General features: G+C 62.9%; 17 protein-coding genes. 14 read left to right on the plus strand and 3 right to left on the minus strand.

What is annotated here, in order from left to right:
- Positions 1–150: 150 nt before the first annotated feature.
- Both ONR57_RS19470 and ONR57_RS19475 read right to left on the minus strand, forming a co-directional pair.
- On the minus strand, positions 151–1269 hold the full coding sequence (locus ONR57_RS19470; RefSeq protein WP_265125285.1) for a lipase family protein: 1119 nt from the start codon (positions 1267–1269) through the stop codon (positions 151–153).
- 69 nt (positions 1270–1338) lie between these two features.
- Entirely contained in the window at positions 1339–3501 is a 2163-nt protein-coding gene (locus ONR57_RS19475; protein ID WP_265125287.1) for an acyltransferase family protein, read from the minus strand.
- A 161-nt stretch (positions 3502–3662) separates the two neighbouring features.
- Here ONR57_RS19475 and ONR57_RS19480 point away from each other — a divergent pair, with 161 nt between their 5' ends.
- The 12 genes from ONR57_RS19480 to ONR57_RS23540 all read left to right on the plus strand — a co-directional run bounded on the left by ONR57_RS19480 (position 3663) and on the right by ONR57_RS23540 (position 15148).
- Positions 3663–4700, plus strand: coding sequence for a sigma-70 family RNA polymerase sigma factor (locus ONR57_RS19480; protein WP_265125289.1), 1038 nt, complete (start codon positions 3663–3665; stop codon positions 4698–4700).
- 90 nt (positions 4701–4790) lie between these two features.
- Entirely contained in the window at positions 4791–6092 is a 1302-nt protein-coding gene (locus ONR57_RS19485) for an adenosylmethionine--8-amino-7-oxononanoate transaminase (protein ID WP_265125291.1), read from the plus strand.
- A complete protein-coding gene (locus tag ONR57_RS19490; RefSeq protein ID WP_265125293.1) occupies positions 6089–7225 on the plus strand; it encodes an 8-amino-7-oxononanoate synthase in 1137 nt (378 codons plus the stop codon). Before ONR57_RS19485 ends, ONR57_RS19490 begins: the two co-directional genes overlap by 4 nt.
- Positions 7226–7939, plus strand: coding sequence for a dethiobiotin synthase (gene bioD, locus ONR57_RS19495; protein ID WP_265125295.1), 714 nt, complete (start codon positions 7226–7228; stop codon positions 7937–7939).
- 58 nt (positions 7940–7997) lie between these two features.
- Positions 7998–9029, plus strand: coding sequence for a biotin synthase BioB (gene bioB / locus ONR57_RS19500; protein WP_265125297.1), 1032 nt, complete (start codon positions 7998–8000; stop codon positions 9027–9029).
- A 79-nt stretch (positions 9030–9108) separates the two neighbouring features.
- Positions 9109–9333 (plus strand): hypothetical protein, encoded by a 225-nt coding sequence (locus ONR57_RS19505; protein WP_265125515.1) that lies wholly within the window; start codon positions 9109–9111, stop codon positions 9331–9333.
- 99 nt (positions 9334–9432) lie between these two features.
- Positions 9433–9876, plus strand: coding sequence for an ATP-binding protein (locus ONR57_RS19510; protein WP_265125299.1), 444 nt, complete (start codon positions 9433–9435; stop codon positions 9874–9876).
- Positions 9869–10633, plus strand: a complete 765-nt coding sequence (locus tag ONR57_RS19515; RefSeq protein ID WP_265125301.1) for a SigB/SigF/SigG family RNA polymerase sigma factor — start codon at positions 9869–9871, stop codon at positions 10631–10633. The genes ONR57_RS19510 and ONR57_RS19515 overlap by 8 nt, the downstream gene beginning before the upstream one ends.
- A gap of 150 nt (positions 10634–10783) precedes the next feature.
- Positions 10784–12133: an acetyl-CoA carboxylase biotin carboxylase subunit family protein gene (locus tag ONR57_RS19520; RefSeq protein ID WP_265125303.1), complete on the plus strand. Its 1350-nt coding sequence runs from the start codon at positions 10784–10786 to the stop codon at positions 12131–12133.
- Positions 12084–14141, plus strand: a complete 2058-nt coding sequence (locus ONR57_RS19525; RefSeq protein ID WP_265125305.1) for a CocE/NonD family hydrolase — start codon at positions 12084–12086, stop codon at positions 14139–14141. Before ONR57_RS19520 ends, ONR57_RS19525 begins: the two co-directional genes overlap by 50 nt.
- Before the next feature lie 79 nt (positions 14142–14220).
- Entirely contained in the window at positions 14221–14934 is a 714-nt protein-coding gene (locus ONR57_RS19530; RefSeq protein ID WP_265125307.1) for a methyltransferase, read from the plus strand.
- Between the two features lie 85 nt (positions 14935–15019).
- Entirely contained in the window at positions 15020–15148 is a 129-nt protein-coding gene (locus ONR57_RS23540; RefSeq protein WP_374116500.1) for a CDGSH iron-sulfur domain-containing protein, read from the plus strand.
- Between the two features lie 15 nt (positions 15149–15163).
- Here ONR57_RS23540 and ONR57_RS19540 read toward each other — a convergent pair whose 3' ends face one another.
- Entirely contained in the window at positions 15164–16228 is a 1065-nt protein-coding gene (locus ONR57_RS19540) for an iron-containing redox enzyme family protein (RefSeq protein ID WP_265125312.1), read from the minus strand.
- Between the two features lie 219 nt (positions 16229–16447).
- On the opposite strand from ONR57_RS19540, the gene ONR57_RS19545 reads away from it, so the two are divergent.
- Both ONR57_RS19545 and ONR57_RS19550 read left to right on the plus strand, forming a co-directional pair.
- On the plus strand, positions 16448–16798 hold the full coding sequence (locus ONR57_RS19545; RefSeq protein ID WP_265125314.1) for an STAS domain-containing protein: 351 nt from the start codon (positions 16448–16450) through the stop codon (positions 16796–16798).
- 68 nt (positions 16799–16866) lie between these two features.
- A complete protein-coding gene (locus tag ONR57_RS19550) occupies positions 16867–17589 on the plus strand; it encodes a GAF and ANTAR domain-containing protein (protein WP_265125316.1) in 723 nt (240 codons plus the stop codon).
- Positions 17590–17627: the final 38 nt, after the last annotated feature.

Here is a 17627-nt window from a genome sequence, read left to right on the forward strand (position 1 = left end):
CGCCCGCTGTCGCAAACGCGGCGCCAGAAATGTGGCCACACCCGCACATCTGTGCGTATCCGGGCGGCTTCGGGACTCAGTGGGAGGTGTCGTTTTTCTACGTGACTCTCTTCACGACACCCTGCTTCCCTTGATGTCAGGGAACAAGCGTTACCGCATCAGGCGCGCCAGGAAAGGGGTGGTATCTCCGAGTGACGCGGCCATCGTGCTGTCGTGATTGTCATTGGGGTAGTAACGGACGGCCGCGGGCTGGCCTGTCGCGCGCAGTTGTGCAGCCAGCAGTTCCGTTAACGGCGCCCAGACCACCACGTCCACCCCTCCCTGTGCGATGAAGAAAGGTCTTTCGTATCCGGATACCGGGACTTCCATCGCGTCTCGGATTGCTGTGAAGAACGGTGCATCGGTGAGCTGGCGCGAGAACAGTGATCCGATACCGATCCCGCGCACTCTAGCGTGCTGTTCCCAATAACAGAGGTGCTCGGCATCCGCGATTACGCTGCGGCCCAGCGGCGACAAGTACGAGTCGATGTGCGCTTCGGGATATGCGGCACGCAAGCTCGCGATGATGTACGAGACGAAGACTGTCAGGCCGGGCTGACCGATATCCGGCAGCCAAGGGCCTGTGGCCGAGATGAGGTACTCCAGATGGGACGGAACGCCCGTGCCGACTCCACCCCGAAAATCGAGATCCGGAGCGTAACTGGGCGCAAGCCGGGTCGTGAAGAGGGTCGCGTGTCCGCCCTGGGACTGGCCGATCACGGCCCACTTTCGTGACAGCGCGGGATCTGCAGCGACGGCGGCGCGCACCATGTCGATAACGCTGTACGCGGTCGGCTCCCCTATGAGGTAGGGGTGGAGGCCGGGCGCTCCCAGGCCCAGATAATCACTGGCGACGATTACGTAGCCTTGACTGAGCCAATGCGCCAGATATTCGATGTCACGGGCGGAGCGCCCCGCAGTCGACGGCGCGCAGTCATCTCCCAGTCCGACTGTGCCGTGCGCCCAGGAGAGGATCGGCCATCCGCCGGGTGGCGGGTTTCCTTCGGGAACGAAGATCGCTCCCGTGACCGGAACAGGTTCATCACGCAGACCGGTGGACCAATAGTGCACGTGGTGGGCGCGCGCGGTTCCAGGTAGCCACAACTGTGCAGGCAACGGCGAGACAGAGATCAGGGAGCCCGGCAGCGTCGCAGCGGACGCCGCCGGTGGAACACTTAGTGCGACGACGAGGAGTACGAGCAGGGGGAGCATGCGCACGCGACCCGGCATGTCCTCACTGTATTCGGGTCTAGCGCCGTTCGCCGGCGGAACCGGTGAACGGCGGTCATCCGTAGCGGGTCACTCACCCCACCAGCCGGTGGCTGCGCCGAGCTGTCGGCGCAACTCAGGCACCGTCGTCCGCACGTACGTTGCGCTGAGGTGATTGAAATCTCGGTAGACCAGGATGTTTCCCTGGGCGGCCCGGCACGTATCGACATCGCAAATTGCATCGCTGAGGTCCAGGGAGCGAAACCCTGGGATCTCGTCCTCGAGAGTGTCAGCAGGATTGGTCGGGCTGAGTACTTCAGAACGGGTGATGCCGCAGTCTTCGGGGCTGCCACCGGATGCGAGGCAGTCCGCGGGCTCTGGGAAGTGAGGCAGCCACGGTGAGTCGCGCAAACCGAGCACACTGATTCCGTTGTCCGACAGGTGCTCGAAAGCCTCCCGGTAATGGTCTGGCAGAAAATCGCCGGGGGAGCCGTGTAATGGGCGAGTGCTTGTTGTCATAAGGTAGTCCGGCTGTGCGTCAATAACCGCAGCGAGCACTTGCTGGTTCCACTCCCAGCATTGCGGGTAGGGGAAGCCGTCAAAGTGGGTGGGCTCTGGATTGCTCGACAGCGGGCACGCCATTTTCAGGTAGGTGACGACCCTGAATCCTTCGGCCAGCCCGATTTCGTGCAGCGCCGTGATCCATTGCTCTGCGTGGGAACCGCCAGCGAGGACGATGGTGCGATCGGCGGTTACATCACCGTATTCACAACTGAGCAGATCAGTTGTGTCGTTGTCGGCGATGCAGCCATCGAAAGCAGTCGGCGGATGGTCGTGCCAGGCGTCCAGTGGTGCTGGACGGACCGGTCGTGGCACGGCACGCGCTCCCTCAGTGAGTTCCGTGGCGCCGGGATATGCGGCAGGATCCAGCGCCTCTCCGAGTCGGTCGGTCCGGTCGTTGAGGTAAATGCGCCAGCCTGCGGCCGCGACAAGGAGGCTCAGCGCCGCAAGCGCCAGTGCCAGTGCAGGGTACGTTGAACGGTGCCGCCACCGCGCTCGGGACGCCGCCGGGGCAGGATTCTTGTGTGAATAGCGCAGGGGAATCTCGACGAACTTCAGCGTCAGCCACGCGAATAGCAGCGATGCAGCGACAACGCCAATGCCTTCGACGATCGAAACGGTGGGCGACCCGGTGGCCGCCAGATAGAAGATAAGGACCGGCCAGTGCCAGAGGTAAAAGGAGTACGCGAGGGAGCCAAGCCAAACCAGCGGCGGCAGCGCCAGAAAGCGCAGCACCATTGTTGGGTTCGCGTCCCCACTGGTGGGCCCAGGCGCGCCAGCGAAGATGACAGCGAGTGTGGCGAGCACAGGAACGAGCGCCCACGGACCCGGGAAAAGACGTCCGTCGACGAGGATGCCGCACAGCAGGATTGCGCCCAGTCCTGTTACTGCGAGCAGTGGACGAAGGGCTGCCGGGATGCGCAGCAGCGGCAGGAACGCCGCCGCGAGCCCGCCGGCCAGAAGTTCCCATCCACGGGCGAACGAGTCGTAGTAGGCAGTGGCAGGATCGTTCTGAATTGCGATGGCGGCGTACACGAACGAAGCCGCCGCACATGCGACGAGCACCGTAATCGCAGCTCGCGCCGCCCAGGTGCCGGCGTCGGGCCGTTTCCCTAGTGTGCGGCGCGTCAGCCATGCCGTGACGTACACAAGGGCCAGCGTCGCGATAAAGAACTGGCCTTGTACCGACATTGACCACAGATGCTGTAGCGGACTCGTCGTGGGGTCGGCGGCAAGGTAGTCGCCCGCGGTACGTGCGAGTTGCCAGTTCTGGAAATAGAAAAGGCTGGCGACGATTTGTCCGGTGACCGTGGCCCACTGGGTGGTGGGCAGCAGGAAGAAACCGGCAATTCCGACACCAGTGAGAATGGTGACGAGCGCGGGGAGGAGCCGCCGTGCGAGGCGCTTGAGCATGGGCCATGGCGAGAGATCGGACCCGTAGCGCGCGTTACGCAGCAGCATACCGACGAAAAAGAACCCGGACAGCGTGAGGAAGACGTCAACGCCCCCGGAAATGCCGAGCGCCCATACGTGATAGATGACAACGAGCGCGATCGCGAGCCCGCGCAGGCCGTCAAGGTCGTAGCGGTACGGCGCGCGGGGCGGTCGGCGCGCTGCGCTGCGGGGCGGCGCGCTTTCCGGAATTTCCGCCGATTCCAGGTGTGAATCGGGACTCGAGCTCTTATTCGCCATACGAATTGGGGACTATAGCCGCTTGTCGTGAAGTAAAGGAATCATCAAAATTTCCGTCGTACCGATAAAGGGTATGTGATCGTTTCGTTAATGTCGCGCGCAACCTTCGGTTTTCGCTGCTCTGCCGCGCGTGTCGGCGTTGCTGGGCGTAGGGTCAGAACATGACCAACGTCATACCGGATCGGGCTTCGCATGGTGTTCGCCAGCCGTCGGAAGACGACTTCGGCACTCTGTTTGCACCGCTGCGCCCGGAGATCATGGCGCACTGCTATCGCATGCTGGGGTCGGCGCACGACGCGGATGATGCCGTTCAAGAGACGTATCTTCGCGCGTGGCGCGCCTTCAGCGATTTCGAGGGCCGCTCTTCGGTGCGGACTTGGCTATACCGCATCGCGACGAACGTGTGTCTCACCGCTATCGAGGTACGCGGCCGCCGGGCCATGCCGTCAGGGCTCGGGCAGGAACCGAGTGATCCACGAGGCACACTCGAACAACGCCACGAGATCCCCTGGCTCGAACCGATTCCCGACGCATGGATGCCGCGCGACGACGACCCGGCGGCGGTAACCACAGGCAGGTCAAGCGTTCGGCTTGCGCTGATCGCCGCGCTGCAGCACCTGCCGCCCCGGCAGCGCGCAGCCCTTCTGATGAAAGAGGTACTGCAGTGGCAGTCCAGCGAGATCGCTGACGCGCTCGGTGCGAGCACCGCCTCGGTCAACAGCAGCTTGCAGCGGGCGCGGGCGCAGCTCGACAAGATCTCGCCACGCGAGGACGACATCACGGAGCCTGCGGAATCGGACAAGCGGGTGTTGCTCGACAGGTTCGCCAGTGCGCTTGAAAGCAAAAACATTCCGGAGATCGTCCAGTTGTTCACCAGCGATGCTGTGTGGGAAATGCCACCGTTCATCGGCTGGTATCGGGGGCCAGCGGATATTGGCGCGCTAATCGACACGCAGTGCCCGGCAGGGCCTGGGGAGCTAGCGGTTGTGCCGATTTCGGGCAACGGCCAGCCTGGCTTTGGCGTGTACATCTGGAGCGGGGGCGGACTGTGGGAAGCGTTCCAGCTGCAGGTTCTCGACGTCAGTGCGCAGGGAATCCGGCACGCGGCTGTCTTCTTCGACCTCGAGTTGTTCCGGGCGTTTGGGCTGTCTCACACACTTTCGGTTCACGAGCTTGCCGAGTTGCGATCACGCGCCTGACACTGTCGGTTCTAACCCCGGCCGGTCGACGAACGCAGATCCGGGACCGCATTCGTAGTCTGGTGCGGGCACCGGATAGTGTCGGTTGTCGTGGTGTCGCAAGAACTGAACGAGCCAGACATTGCTGCGCTGGATGCGAAGCATGTGTGGCACCCGTACGGAGCGTTCCCGCCCTCCACCGCGCCGCTGGTAGTCGAGAGCGCGTCGGGCGTCAGGCTGCGCTTGAGCGGCGGCATCGAGCTCGTCGATGGGATGAGTTCCTGGTGGGCGGCTATCCACGGCTACCGGCACCCCGTGCTCGACGGAGCAGCGAAGCAGCAGCTCGCGCGAATGTCTCATGTGATGTTCGGCGGGCTTACTCACGAGCCGGCTGTGCGGCTAGCGCGCACCCTCGTCCAGATGACTCCGGACCCTCTGCAGAAGGTGTTCTTCGCTGACTCCGGGTCTGTCTCCGTGGAAGTCGCGGTGAAGATGTGCCTGCAGTATTGGCGCAGCCGGGGGCGCCGGGAAAAGCACCGGTTGCTGACGTGGCGCGGCGGCTATCACGGTGACACGTTTACGCCGATGAGTGTGTGCGACCCGGACGGTGGCATGCACACCCTGTGGACGGACATCCTCGCGCAACAAGTCTTCGCGCCCAAGCCGCCCGCGGCGTATGACCCGGCGTACGTCGAGACACTTGCGGGTCTCATGAGGGAACACGCCGATGAACTCGCAGCGGTGATCGTCGAACCCATTGTTCAGGGGGCTGGCGGGATGCGCTTTCATGACGCGCGGTATCTGGCTGAGCTTCGCCGACTGTGCGACGAGAACGACGTGTTGCTGATCTTTGACGAGATTGCCACGGGCTTCGGCCGCACTGGCGAGATGTTTGCCGCTGATCACGCCGGTGTGAGTCCGGACGTGTTGTGTCTCGGCAAAGCTCTCACCGGTGGATATCTCACCCTCGCTGCGGTGCTCTGCACCGAGGGGGTCGCGGAGACAATCACCGCTGGTGAGGCGGGTGGACTGATGCACGGACCGACGTTCATGGCGAATCCGCTTGCCTGCGCGATCGCTGAGGCATCAATCGAACTGCTGGTGTCGCGTGACTGGCGCGCCGAAGTCTCCGGTATTGAGGCGGTGCTGCGGGAGCGCCTCGCTCCCGCCGAGGCGCTCCCAGGAGTGCGTGAGGTGCGGGTTAAGGGCGCGATTGGGGTCATTGAGTTAGCAGCACCCGTGCCGATGCAGCGTGCCACAGACACTGCTGTGAGCCACGGCGTGTGGCTGCGGCCGTTCCGTAACCTCATCTACGCGATGCCGCCGTTCATCTGCTCACGTGCTGATGCCGCCCACATCGCGGATGCGATGGTCGCAGTCGCTGAGGTATCGGTGCCGGGGGTGACGCGTTGACGGGACCTGATCCATTCGCGTGGCTCGATGGTGCGGCCGAGCGGCGCAGGTCCGCTGGACTGCACCGGGACCTTTTTGTGCGGCGCACGGGGGACACCTACGTCGACCTGGCATCGAACGATTACCTTGGCTTGTCCCGGCACCCTGACGTAATCACTGGTGCTGAGTCAGCGCTGCGCCGATGGGGGGCAGGCGCGACGGGCTCGCGGCTGGTTACGGGAACCACGGAAGAACATGGACAGCTTGAAAGCGAGCTGGCGGACTTCACAGCATTCCCGAGTGCGCTTGTGTTCTCTTCCGGATACATGGCGAACATCGCCGCGGTCACTGCCCTCAGTGACTCAGACACCTTGATCGTGTCGGATGCGGCGAGTCATGCATCGCTGGTCGATGCGTGCAGACTTGCCCGGGGTCGCGTTGTCATTGCGCAGCATTGTGACGTGACGTCGGTGCGCTCAGCGCTCGAAGAACGCGACGAAGAGCACGCTCTGGTAGTGACGGATTCCGTCTTCAGTGCGGATGGCGATCTCGCTCCGTTGCGCGGACTGCACGCGGTGTGCCGGGAAAACGATGCGGTGCTCGTGGTTGACGAGGCGCACGGTATTGGTGTTCGGGGTGCGGGCGGACGCGGTCTCGTGCATGAGGTGGGCCTCGCCGGGGAACCTGACATCGTCGTGACGATGACGCTGTCGAAGGCGCTGGCCAGTCAGGGCGGGGCCGTTATCGCGGATGACCGGATTCGGGAGCATCTGATAAACAGCGCTCGTACCTTCATTTTCGACACCGGTCTCAGCCCGGCAGCGGTCGGTGCCGCCCGGGCAGCGCTGCAGGTGCTGCGCAGTGAGCCTGAGCGGGCCAAGGCGGTGCTCACCCATGCCGCGGTCCTTGCGCAGGCTGCGGATGTCGCTGAGGTGCCGGAGTCAGCTGTCGTGTCCGTCGTTCTCGGTGCCGCGGAGACCGCGGTCGCGGCGGCTCAGCGGTGTTTAGCGGCGGGGGTGCGCGTAGGCTGCTTCCGGCCACCCTCTGTCCCGCCCGGGACGTCGCGCCTGCGGCTGACCGCGCGAGCTGATCTCACCGCACAGGAACTGGAGTTCGTGTCAGATGTGCTGCGCCGTGTAGCAGGGGAGGCGTAAATGGCTGTTCTCGCGGTAACAGGCACCTCCACCGGTGTTGGTAAGACCGTCGTCACTGCCGCGCTGGTGGTGCTCGCCCAGTCCGCGGGCTTGCGAGTGGCGGTGTGCAAGCCCGCACAGACCGGTATCGGCGCTGGAGAACCAGGTGACCTGGCCGATGTGCGGCGACTGGCGGGGCCAGTTGAAGTCAGTGAACTCGCTCGTTATCCCGAGCCGCTCGCGCCGCTGACAGCGGCGCGGCGCAGCGAACAGCCGTTGTTGACGATCGACAGCGTGGTCACGGAGATACGCAGGCTCGATGCTGCCTGCGATCTGGTGATCATCGAAGGCGCCGGAGGCGTGCTTGTTGAACTCGGCGCCGATGGTTTTACGCTGCGGGACGTCGCGGCGGCCGTCGATGCGGGCGTACTAGTTGTCGTCGCGGCCGCTCTCGGTACACTGAACCACACAGCACTCACTGTCGAGGCACTGGAACGCAGCGGCGTGCGCTGCACTGGAATTGTGGTCGGTGCCTACCCATCCGAACCTGACCTCGCGATGCGGTGCAATCTCGATGACCTTCCCCGCGTAGCCAGGAGCCCATTGGTGGGCGTCCTGCCTCAGGGCTGCGGGCAGTTGACGCATACCTCGTTCGCGGCCCAAGCCCGGTCATGGTTCACGCCCGGATTCGCAGAGCGGCTTCCGTTATTGAATCGGGAGCCCAGTTCACAATGAAGACTGCCGGTAAGGCACACTGACTAGCGTTGCGCAAGAAATACGAGGAGAGATCTTAGTGACTCAAGCACCCGTACAGTCTGCTCAGATCAGTACAACTGACATTCTCGCCGTTGCCCGTGAGCAGGTGCTTGAGCGTGGCGAACCGCTCGGTGAAGCTCAGGTACTTGAAGTGCTGCAGCTGCCGGAAGAGCGGCTTGAAGAACTACTGCAGCTCGCACACGACGTGCGGATGAGGTGGTGCGGACCCGAGGTCGAGGTCGAGGGCATCATCAGCCTGAAAACAGGCGGCTGTCCGGAGGATTGTCACTTCTGCTCCCAGTCCGGCCTATTCCAGTCACCAGTGCGGTCCGCGTGGATCGACATTCCCAGCCTGGTTGAGGCCGCCAAGCAGACCGCGAAAACCGGCGCGACGGAATTCTGCATCGTCGCTGCTGTGCGCGGTCCGGATGCGCGGCTCATGTCGCAGGTCAAAGCGGGCATCGAGGCGATCCGCAACGAGGTCGAAATCCACATTGCGTGTTCGCTCGGCATGCTCACGCAGGAACAAGTTGACGAACTCGCGGACATGGGTGTACATCGTTACAACCACAACCTCGAGACCGCCAAGTCGCATTTCCCGAACGTCGTGACGACGCACAGCTGGGAGGAGCGATGGGACACCCTTCGGATGGTTCGCGAGGCGGGCATGGAGGTCTGCTGTGGCGGAATCCTGGGCATGGGAGAGAGCCTCGAACAGCGCGCTGAGTTCGCCGCCCAGCTCGCGGTGCTGGAGCCCGACGAGGTTCCCCTGAACTTCCTCAACCCGCGGCCGGGTACGCCATTCAGTGACCTCGAGGTACTTTCGCCGACTGAGGCGCTGAAGTCCATCGCCGCTTTCCGCTTGGCGCTGCCGCGCACGATCCTGCGTTTCGCCGGCGGGCGGGAAATTACACTGGGGGATCTTGGAGCTAAGCAGGGCATGCTCGGCGGCATCAACGCCGTTATCGTGGGCAACTACCTGACCACCCTTGGGCGCCCAGCGGAGTCGGACATCGATTTGCTCGGCGAGCTGGAAATGCCGATCAAGGCGCTCAACGCCACCATCTAGGAGCGGGGGCGTGGTTAGCGCAAAGGTACCGGACCGGTCCCGCGGCTCGCGGGAAGTCCCCCAGCGGGACGGCGGCCCGCTGGGGGAGACCCAAACGTACAATCTCTACACGGGAAAGCTCCTCGCTGAAGGTGCGGAAATGCCGACCGCGGCCCAGTTAGGTCTCGAACCGCCGAGGTTCTGCGGCCAATGCGGGCGCCGCATGGTGGTGCAGGTGGATCCTGTCGGCTGGTGGGCGCAATGTTCTCGGCATGGCCGGGTTAACAGCGGCGCGCTGGGGTACCCCGACCAAGATCGTCGATAAGCCGGAGCCGGGGCCGTGCCCCGCTCGGCGGGTATAGTTGAATGCGCAATGTAGGCTCAATAGCGGGCATGCTCGAAACAACCCTGGTTGGGGGAGATAGTGACTGCAGCAGATAGTAACGATGCTCAACGTGGAGCGTCGGTTCGAGTCGCTGTTCGGGCGGACTTGGAGTACCTGCATATTTTTCGCGGGGTAGCGGAGTTGGTGTCGACCGCGGCCGGCTTCGATTTCGACGCGACCGATGATTTGCGTCTCGCGGTTGATGAAATCGCCGCGACGCTCATAGAAATATCGGAAAAAGGCGCTGACGTGGAGTGCGAATTCACCGAAAACGGTGAGTACCTCCATATTGAGCTACGCGCGCACGACGCGGTTGGACAGCTGCCGAAATCGACGAATTTCCGCTGGCATATCGTCAAAACGCTGGCGGACGATTTGAGCTGGGACGAGGTTCCGGTCGTTCCCGCGGCCGATTCTGGGGCGCACTCATACAAGACCGTGGTACGCATCGCGAAGCGGAAGGCGACCACCACCGGTGGATGAGCCCAATTACAAAGAAGTACCCCATCTCATTGCCAAGCTTCGAAAACTCGGTGACAGCCGTGACGAGGCGGAAGAGTTGCGGCACCAGATTATTCAGCAATGTATGCCGCTCTCCGAGCACATCTCTCGGCGGTTCGCTGGCCGCGGCGAGTCACTCGACGACCTTCGCCAAGTCGCGATGGTTGGCTTGATTCACGCGATCGACCGGTTCAACCCTGAAGTGGGCGACGACTTTCTGGCGTTCGCGGTACCTACCATCATGGGCGAGGTACGGCGGCATTTTCGGGACACGCGCTGGGCTGTCCGAGTGCCGCGCAGGCTGCAAGAGGTGCATCTCGCGATCGGCGACAGCACCGCGCATCTGACCCAGCGCCTCGGGCGGGAACCCACGTCCGAAGAACTCGCCGCCGAGCTTGGCATAACGGTTGCTCAGCTCGATCAGGGCCGTTTGGCGGGCAGTGCGTTCAGTGCGCAGTCTGTCGACGCGGCGCGCGGGCATGGTGAAGATTCGCAGCCGCTCATGGATGTCGTGGGAGAACCAGATATCCAGTTTGAACAGTTCGAGAATCACGAAGCTTTGCGTGCCGCCCTTGACTCCCTTCCCGCCCGTGAACGCACCATCATTGTCATGCGGTTTTTCGGAAACAAGACGCAAGCGCAAATTGCTGAGCATCTCAATATTTCGCAAATGCACGTCTCTCGGTTGCTCGCGAAAACGCTCACCCAGCTGCGCGGGCGGGTCGACGGAGAGCTCTGACCGCGTCGTGCACAGGTGGGCGCACTCAGTGTTTGCCGGTGGCTCGTCCGGGTAGTCACGCCTCATCAGTAACTGTGCGGCTGCGTAAGTCCGGTGAACGCCACAGAATCCCGGATGCCGGTAGTCGCGTGCGACACGGAGAGGCGCAACATGTCCTTTACTGTGCTGGTACCGGGAATGACAGAGAAACAGCACCGTCTGCTCCAGCAGGTGGAGCAGACGCGCGATGTGCAGTTTCGGCCATTGCTTGATTACGAGCGGCTTGTTGCGGTCGAGGAGATAGACTTCGGCCGGCTGCTCGACGCCGCGCGCGAGGAGATTGCCGCATTTGACGGCAGGATCGACGCGATCATCCCGCACTGGGACTTTCCGACGAGCGTGCTCGCACCGATCCTCGCGGCTGATCTGAACTTGCGGGCGCCCACTCTTGAGAGTGTCCTTAAGTGCGAGCACAAGTACTGGAGCCGCGCGCAGCAGCGCGACAGTGTGCCCGCGTGCGCCCCTGAATTTGAGCTCATCGATCCTTTCGATGCCGAAGCCGCGGAGAAGGCGCAGATTAGCTACCCGTTCTGGCTCAAGCCGGTGAAGTCGCATTCCTCTCAGATGGGCTTCCGTGTCGGCGATCGTGACGAATTGCGTGCCGCGCTGGAAGCCGTCAAGGAAAGCATCTCTGACATCGGAGATGCTTTCGCGGTGGTTCTCGACCAAGTGAGGCTGCCAGATTCGATCCATGAGGCATCCGCGCGCAAGTGTATCGCTGAGGAGCTTCTCACCGGCATCGAGTTCGCGATCGAGGGATGGGCGGTGCAAGGCGAAATCGGCGTGCACGGCGTGATCGATATGACGATCGAAGCGGACTCGCATGCGATCGATTCCTTTATCTATCCCGCTACCCGCATCCCTCGAGACGTACAGGAACGGGCCATCGCGGCCGCGAAGAAGTTCCTTTTGCACATCGAGTACATGGACGGCTGCTTCAATGCGGAGTTCATCTGGGATGAGGAGCGTGACTTGCTGCGCGTTGTCGAGTTCAACACGCGCATTTCCCAGTCGCACACCGAAATGTTCATCAACGTTGATGGCGCGCCCAATCACCTTGTTGCTCTCGATGTCGCGCAAGGCCGTGTCCCTGAGTTCCCGTACAGGCAGGGCAAGTTTGGTGTTGCGGCGCATTGCTACCTGACAACGACTGCGAAGGGAGTTGTCACCAAAGTTCCGACGTCCGGGGAGATCTACGCGGTCGCTGAGACGCTTCCCGGGACATCGGTGGATCTGGAAGTGGAGCAAGGCCAGGAATTGTCCGCAATAGCCCACCAGGATGCGTATCGGTCGAGGCTGGCGAAGTTGAACATCGCCGCGGACGGTCCGGAGCAACTCAAACGCGTCTATGAGGCGTGCCGGTCACAGTTGCTCTTCGAAATCAAGCGCCCAGACGCGGAGGAGAAGACGGATGGAGACCATCACGAATTTCCCGTACGCGATCGAATCGACGGAGAATGAGTTCATTCCGGTGCGCGATGGCGCGCATCTCGCGGCGCGGATCTGGAAACCCATCGACGCCGGGGACAACCCGGTCCCCGCTGTCCTCGAGTACATCCCGTACCGTAAGCGCGATGTGACCCGCGCGCGTGACGCGCTGAATCACCCTTACATCGCTGGACATGGGTACGCATGCGTTCGGGTTGACTTGCGCGGCGGCGGTGACTCTGACGGTGTTCTCCAGGACGAGTACCTGGAGACCGAGCACAACGACGCGATCGACGCGATCGCGTGGATCGCGAAACAGCCCTGGTGCGACGGCAATGTGGGGATGATGGGCATCTCATGGGGCGGTTTCAACAGCCTTCAGGTCGCGTCGAAACAGCCTCCCGAACTGAAAGCCATCATCAGCGCATCCGCCACGGAAGATCTGTACGTCGACAACATGCACTATATGGGCGGCTGCCTCCTTTCCGACAACCTGTCCGAAGCGACGGTGATGTTCGCGTTCAACAGCCTGCCCCCCGACCCGGCGATAGTTGGGGACCGTTGGCGTGACATGTGGCGGGAACGTTTGGAAGACAGCGGTTTATGGATCGACACGTGGTTGCGCCATCAGCACCGCGACGACTACTGGCGCCGCGCGTCCGTCAACGAAGACTACGGTGCCATCACCTGTCCGGTATTCGCGGTTGGTGGCTGGGCTGATGGATACACCAACGCTATTTTTCGTCTTCTGGAGCACCTCGAGGTGCCCTGTAAGGCGCTGATCGGACCGTGGGGACATAAGTATCCCCACACGGGCGTGCCCGGACCGGCGATCGGTTTTCTCGATGAGGTCGTCCGCTGGTGGGATTTTTGGCTGAAAGGCATCGACAACGGCCTCGACAAAGAGCCCGCGATGCGAGTGTGGATGCAAGAAGCTGTTCCCCCGCGCTCCGCGTACGAGGAACGCCCCGGTCGCTGGGTGGCTGAGGACGCATGGCCCGCTGATCGCATCACCACGGCACGGTTCGAACTGAGCGACGGCGCACTACTCGGTATGGACGGCTGCACCGAATCGGCTGGCCGCCGCGCCCATGTTGCGCGCCACCACGTGAAGTCTCCGCTCAGCGTGGGTATGTTCGCCGGCAAATGGGCCTCATACTCGGCACCCCCCGATTTGCCGTCCGACCAGCGTGAGGAAGACGGCGGAGCGCTGGTCTACGAAACGGGAGTGCTCACAGAACAGGTGGAAATCCTCGGGCTGCCGAAGCTGCGCCTCTCCGTGTGCTCAGACAAGCCCGTCGCAATGGTGGCGGTGCGCTTGTCGGATGTGGCGCCGAGTGGGGAGGCCACGCGGGTAACCTACGGTCTGCTCAATCTCACGCACCGAGACGGTAGTGCCGCCCCGCAGCCGCTGGAACCGGGACGCTTGTACCACGTCGAAGTGCCGTTGAATGGTGTGGCCCAGACCTTTCCTGCCGGACATAAGATTCGGCTGGCGATCTCGAGTTCGTATTGGCCGCTCGCCTGGCCATCACCTGAGTCCGCGACGCTGTCGATCGAGCCAGCGACAAGTGAACTCACTTTGCCAGTACGGCCGCCATCGCCGCGTGATGAGACGCTGCGCCAGTTTGGGCCACCGGCGGCAGCGCCGGAACTTGAGATCACACGGCTCGAACCCCCCGAGCATCACTGGAAACTCATCCGCGACCTCGCCTCCGGTCAATCTACTCTCGAAATCGTCAACGATCAGGGCGAGTTCCGCATCGATGAAACTGACACCGTGGTTCGGCGCGCGACTACCGAGTGGTTCAGCTTCACGCACAACGACGTGGAGTCGGTGCGGGGCGAGACGCAAACTGTCCGGCGGATCTCCCGGGGCACGTGGAAAATCGAGGTCAACACTCGGACCGTGATGACATCGACCGCAGCAGACTTCTGGCTGACGGCCCAGCTAGACGCCTGGGAATTCGATAGCACGCAGGGTGACCGGCGGGTGTTTTCGAAGAATTGGGATTCGCGAATTCCACGTGATCTTGTGTAGGGGGTTTCCCCGAGACCGCGAGGGGTACTCCGCGCACAGTCCACCGTCCCAGCTCGGGCGACTATGCGGAGGTGCCAGCGTGACCCTAGATATTGCGCGTGAGAACGCTGCTGCCGTACCGGAGCCGCCCGGCCTGCCGGTGCGGCCGCGAGTATTCCGGCTGCCGGGTGTTTACCGGCCGCAGGAGGACAGTGTGATGCTCGCCCGCGAGTACCTGCGCAGTGGTCTCGCAGGTCGGGGATCCGTCCTCGAATTATGCTGCGGGACTGGGTATCTATCGCTAATTGCCGCCCGCAGCGGGGTGCATGCGGTGACTGCCGTCGATCTCTCCTGGCGTGCAGTGGTATCCGCTCGCGTGAATGCTGGCATGTTGCGGGCGCCCGTGCGCGTCCGGCGAGGAGACTTCGCACGCATGGACGGCATCAGCCCGGCAAGCGTCGTGCTCGCGAACCCGCCTTACGTGCCGTGGTTCGGCAGCGATGGGTCGCGACCGTGCGCGAAATGGGACGCGGGGGCAGACGGGCGCGCAGTGATCGACGAGTTGTGCGCGGCGGCACCGCGATTGGTGGCCTCTGGTGGATCACTGCTCATGGTGCATTCGGCCATCAGCGACACGGCACAGTCACTCCTCGCGCTGAGTGGGTCCGGCTTCGCTCCGCGTGTCGTTGCGCGAGAGCACATCCCGTTCGGTCCGGTCATGCGGAGCCGCGCGCAGCAACTCGCCGCGGCCGGTTACATCGAGCCCGGCCAGGACCTCGAAGAGTTAGTGGTGATCCGTGCCGACAAACTCTGACGCCGTATGCCACCTTCGCTACACCGACGATGGACCGCTGCTCGTGCCAGGGCCAGTGCGAATCGAGCTCCCAGACGGACGGATCGTGGAATCAGATCGCGTACTGGTGGCGCTGTGTCTCTGTAAACGCAGCCGGATTTATCCGCTGTGCGACACCAGCCACCGGCGCAAAGCCCGGGCCAGGCGGAGCAACAGCGCGGATAACGCAGACTGAGCGGTGTGCGCCTCGTCAGGAGGCCACCGACAGCAGGCTCGACGAGCCACGGTGCCAGTGCTGCAGCAATCTGGATGCGAAGCGGTCTTCGAGGTATTCGCTGGCGTGGATCCCGAAGCTCACGTCCTCGGTGAGTTCCGGCTCGAAACGAAGCAGCGCGCCGACGACGTCCTTGCGCATGAGTTGTTCGTGCACGGCGTCAGCCTCGATGTGCTCGCGATAAAACTCAACGCATGCCTCAGGGGCTTCTAGCCTAGAGAGCGCATCGACCATCACTTTCGCGGACGGGCCGGTAGTGATCTCAGCTGCCGCGAACATTCCCACCAGGGCACCGCGGTGCGCTCGATGCAGGCCGCACAGCGACATAAGGTTCACGGTGGCGAGCGTCTCCGCAGGTACTGCGTCGAGGTAGGCGAGGTAACGGGGATTGAGCCCCGCTGCATCCATCAGGTCACGGTACAGCTGCGAGTGCATACGCGCGGCTCTGCCCCCGCCATACTCGTCGAACTCGACAGCGACAAGCGCTGCCTTCACTTGCCCGGTCAGTCGCGGAATCACAAAGGCGTGGGGGTCCGCTTCCTTGAGGTGGTAAATCGAGCGGTGGATGAAGAACTCGCGCAGCTGGTCCCAGGTTCCCTGGTCACGCAGATGCTGTGGCACGCCTTCGGCGTCGGTGTCAGGAGTCGTGCACAGATCCTCAAGCGTATCGACGGGGTCGCGCTGCGGGATGCGCGTACGCAGTGAGGTGACGAACCGCTCTTCGAGCGCGGCGCGGAGCCATAGCAGTTCCGGATACCACTCCCAGCGCTGATCAAGCTCAGCGAAGCCGCGATAATGGAGTTCGTAGCAGATAGTCAGCGCTAGCTGTACATCGTCGCCGAAGGGGTCGGACGACATTGCCTGGTCAGCGAGCGACCGCAAGTCATTGTCGCTGCGGTGGATGTTGCCGCGCGCGAACACGTCGAGCAGACCGCTGGTCACGGGTCCGCGGGCCCTGGGCAGGCGCGCGGGGGCGACGTTGAATCGATCAGGAGCACCATCCTCGACGATGCCACGCAGGGCGGCAGTGCGGTCATTCATGGGAGAGAACATTCCCCGCTGGCCGCAAGATTAAACCGTGCCGAGCAGCCGGTTTGCCAGGATGGGCGCCGCTGGCATAATTTCTTGCTGGGGGTTGAGCCAGCAGCCCGTATGGAGTAGAAGCGCCAGCGCGCGGCGGAGAGACCTAACCTGACAGCAGTATGCGACAGGTTCCGGTGCGCATCGTGGGCTTCTCTGCTAGCTGTTTAGGAGCTCGACATGGTCTCGCCCGCGCGTCGCTGGGGTTCAGCGTGGAGTTTGACGATTTACCCAACGGACGGGGTGCAGCCCGCTAAGACTGCGCGCGGCACATCTCTGTATGTGATCGAGCTGCGTGGCGACCTCGATGCGGCGTCCAGACAAGAGCTGGGTGTGCAGTTGCGCCGCTTACTCGATTTCGGTGTGGCCATGACTCTTGACCTGTCGTCACTGGACTTCTGCGGAGTGGCGGCGATCGAAGAGATCGCGAGCATTGCCGCCGACGCACGAGCCCGCGAGATCGAGCTAGTGATTGTCGCGCCGGAGAACATCTCCCAGTATCTGGAGCTGCGTCGGCCGACAGGAGACTGAGCACCGCAAGCTCGCGACGCGATATTGTCGTGCAGTGGGGCGGGTATGGTGGAGACGTGGACCAGGACATGTCTGATTCGCGCGATATACATTTGCGGCTTGCTGATCTGGCGCGCGATATGCACGGGGGGTCAAGCGCCGATTTGGATGCGGTGCTCGCACAAACAACGGAGGCTGCGCTGCGATTGGTGCCGGGCGCAGACCACGTCGGAATCACCCTGATCACCGGCCGTCGTGAAATCCAATCGATGGCCCCCACCGACGGCGACGCTAGTCTGCTCGATGCGATACAGCGGCGCCACGGCGAGGGCCCGTGCCTGTCTTCTGCCTGGAAGCAACACATGATTCGCTGTGATGACTATTCGGTTGAGGAGCGCTGGCCTATATTCACCGCTACGGCCATGAGGGAGACACCCGTTCGCTCGTCCCTGTGCTTTCAGCTGTTCACGCAGAATCAGCTGCTTGGCGCGCTCAACGTGCACTCGGACGAGCCAGATGTATTCAGCGATGACTCGGAGGAAATCGGGCTCATCCTGGCGACGCACGCGGCGATTGCGCTCGGGACCGCCCGACGAGACAAACAGTTTCGCAGTGCGCTTGCCACGCGTGACGTCATCGGCCAGGCCAAAGGCATCCTCATGGAGCGGTACAAGATCAGTGCCACGGAAGCGTTTAATCTGCTCGTGAAACTGTCGCAAGAGACGAACACGCAGGTTTCGGCGGTCGCTGAGGAATTCGTCGCCAGTAATGTTGCGCAGCCCTCCAGTGTCGCGGCCGTCGAACTTGACTAACGCGCACACCGAACGCGGTACCGGGATTACTCAGAGCT

The sequence above is a fragment of the Hoyosella sp. YIM 151337 genome (genome assembly GCF_026041215.1).
Classification (GTDB): domain Bacteria; phylum Actinomycetota; class Actinomycetes; order Mycobacteriales; family Mycobacteriaceae; genus Hoyosella.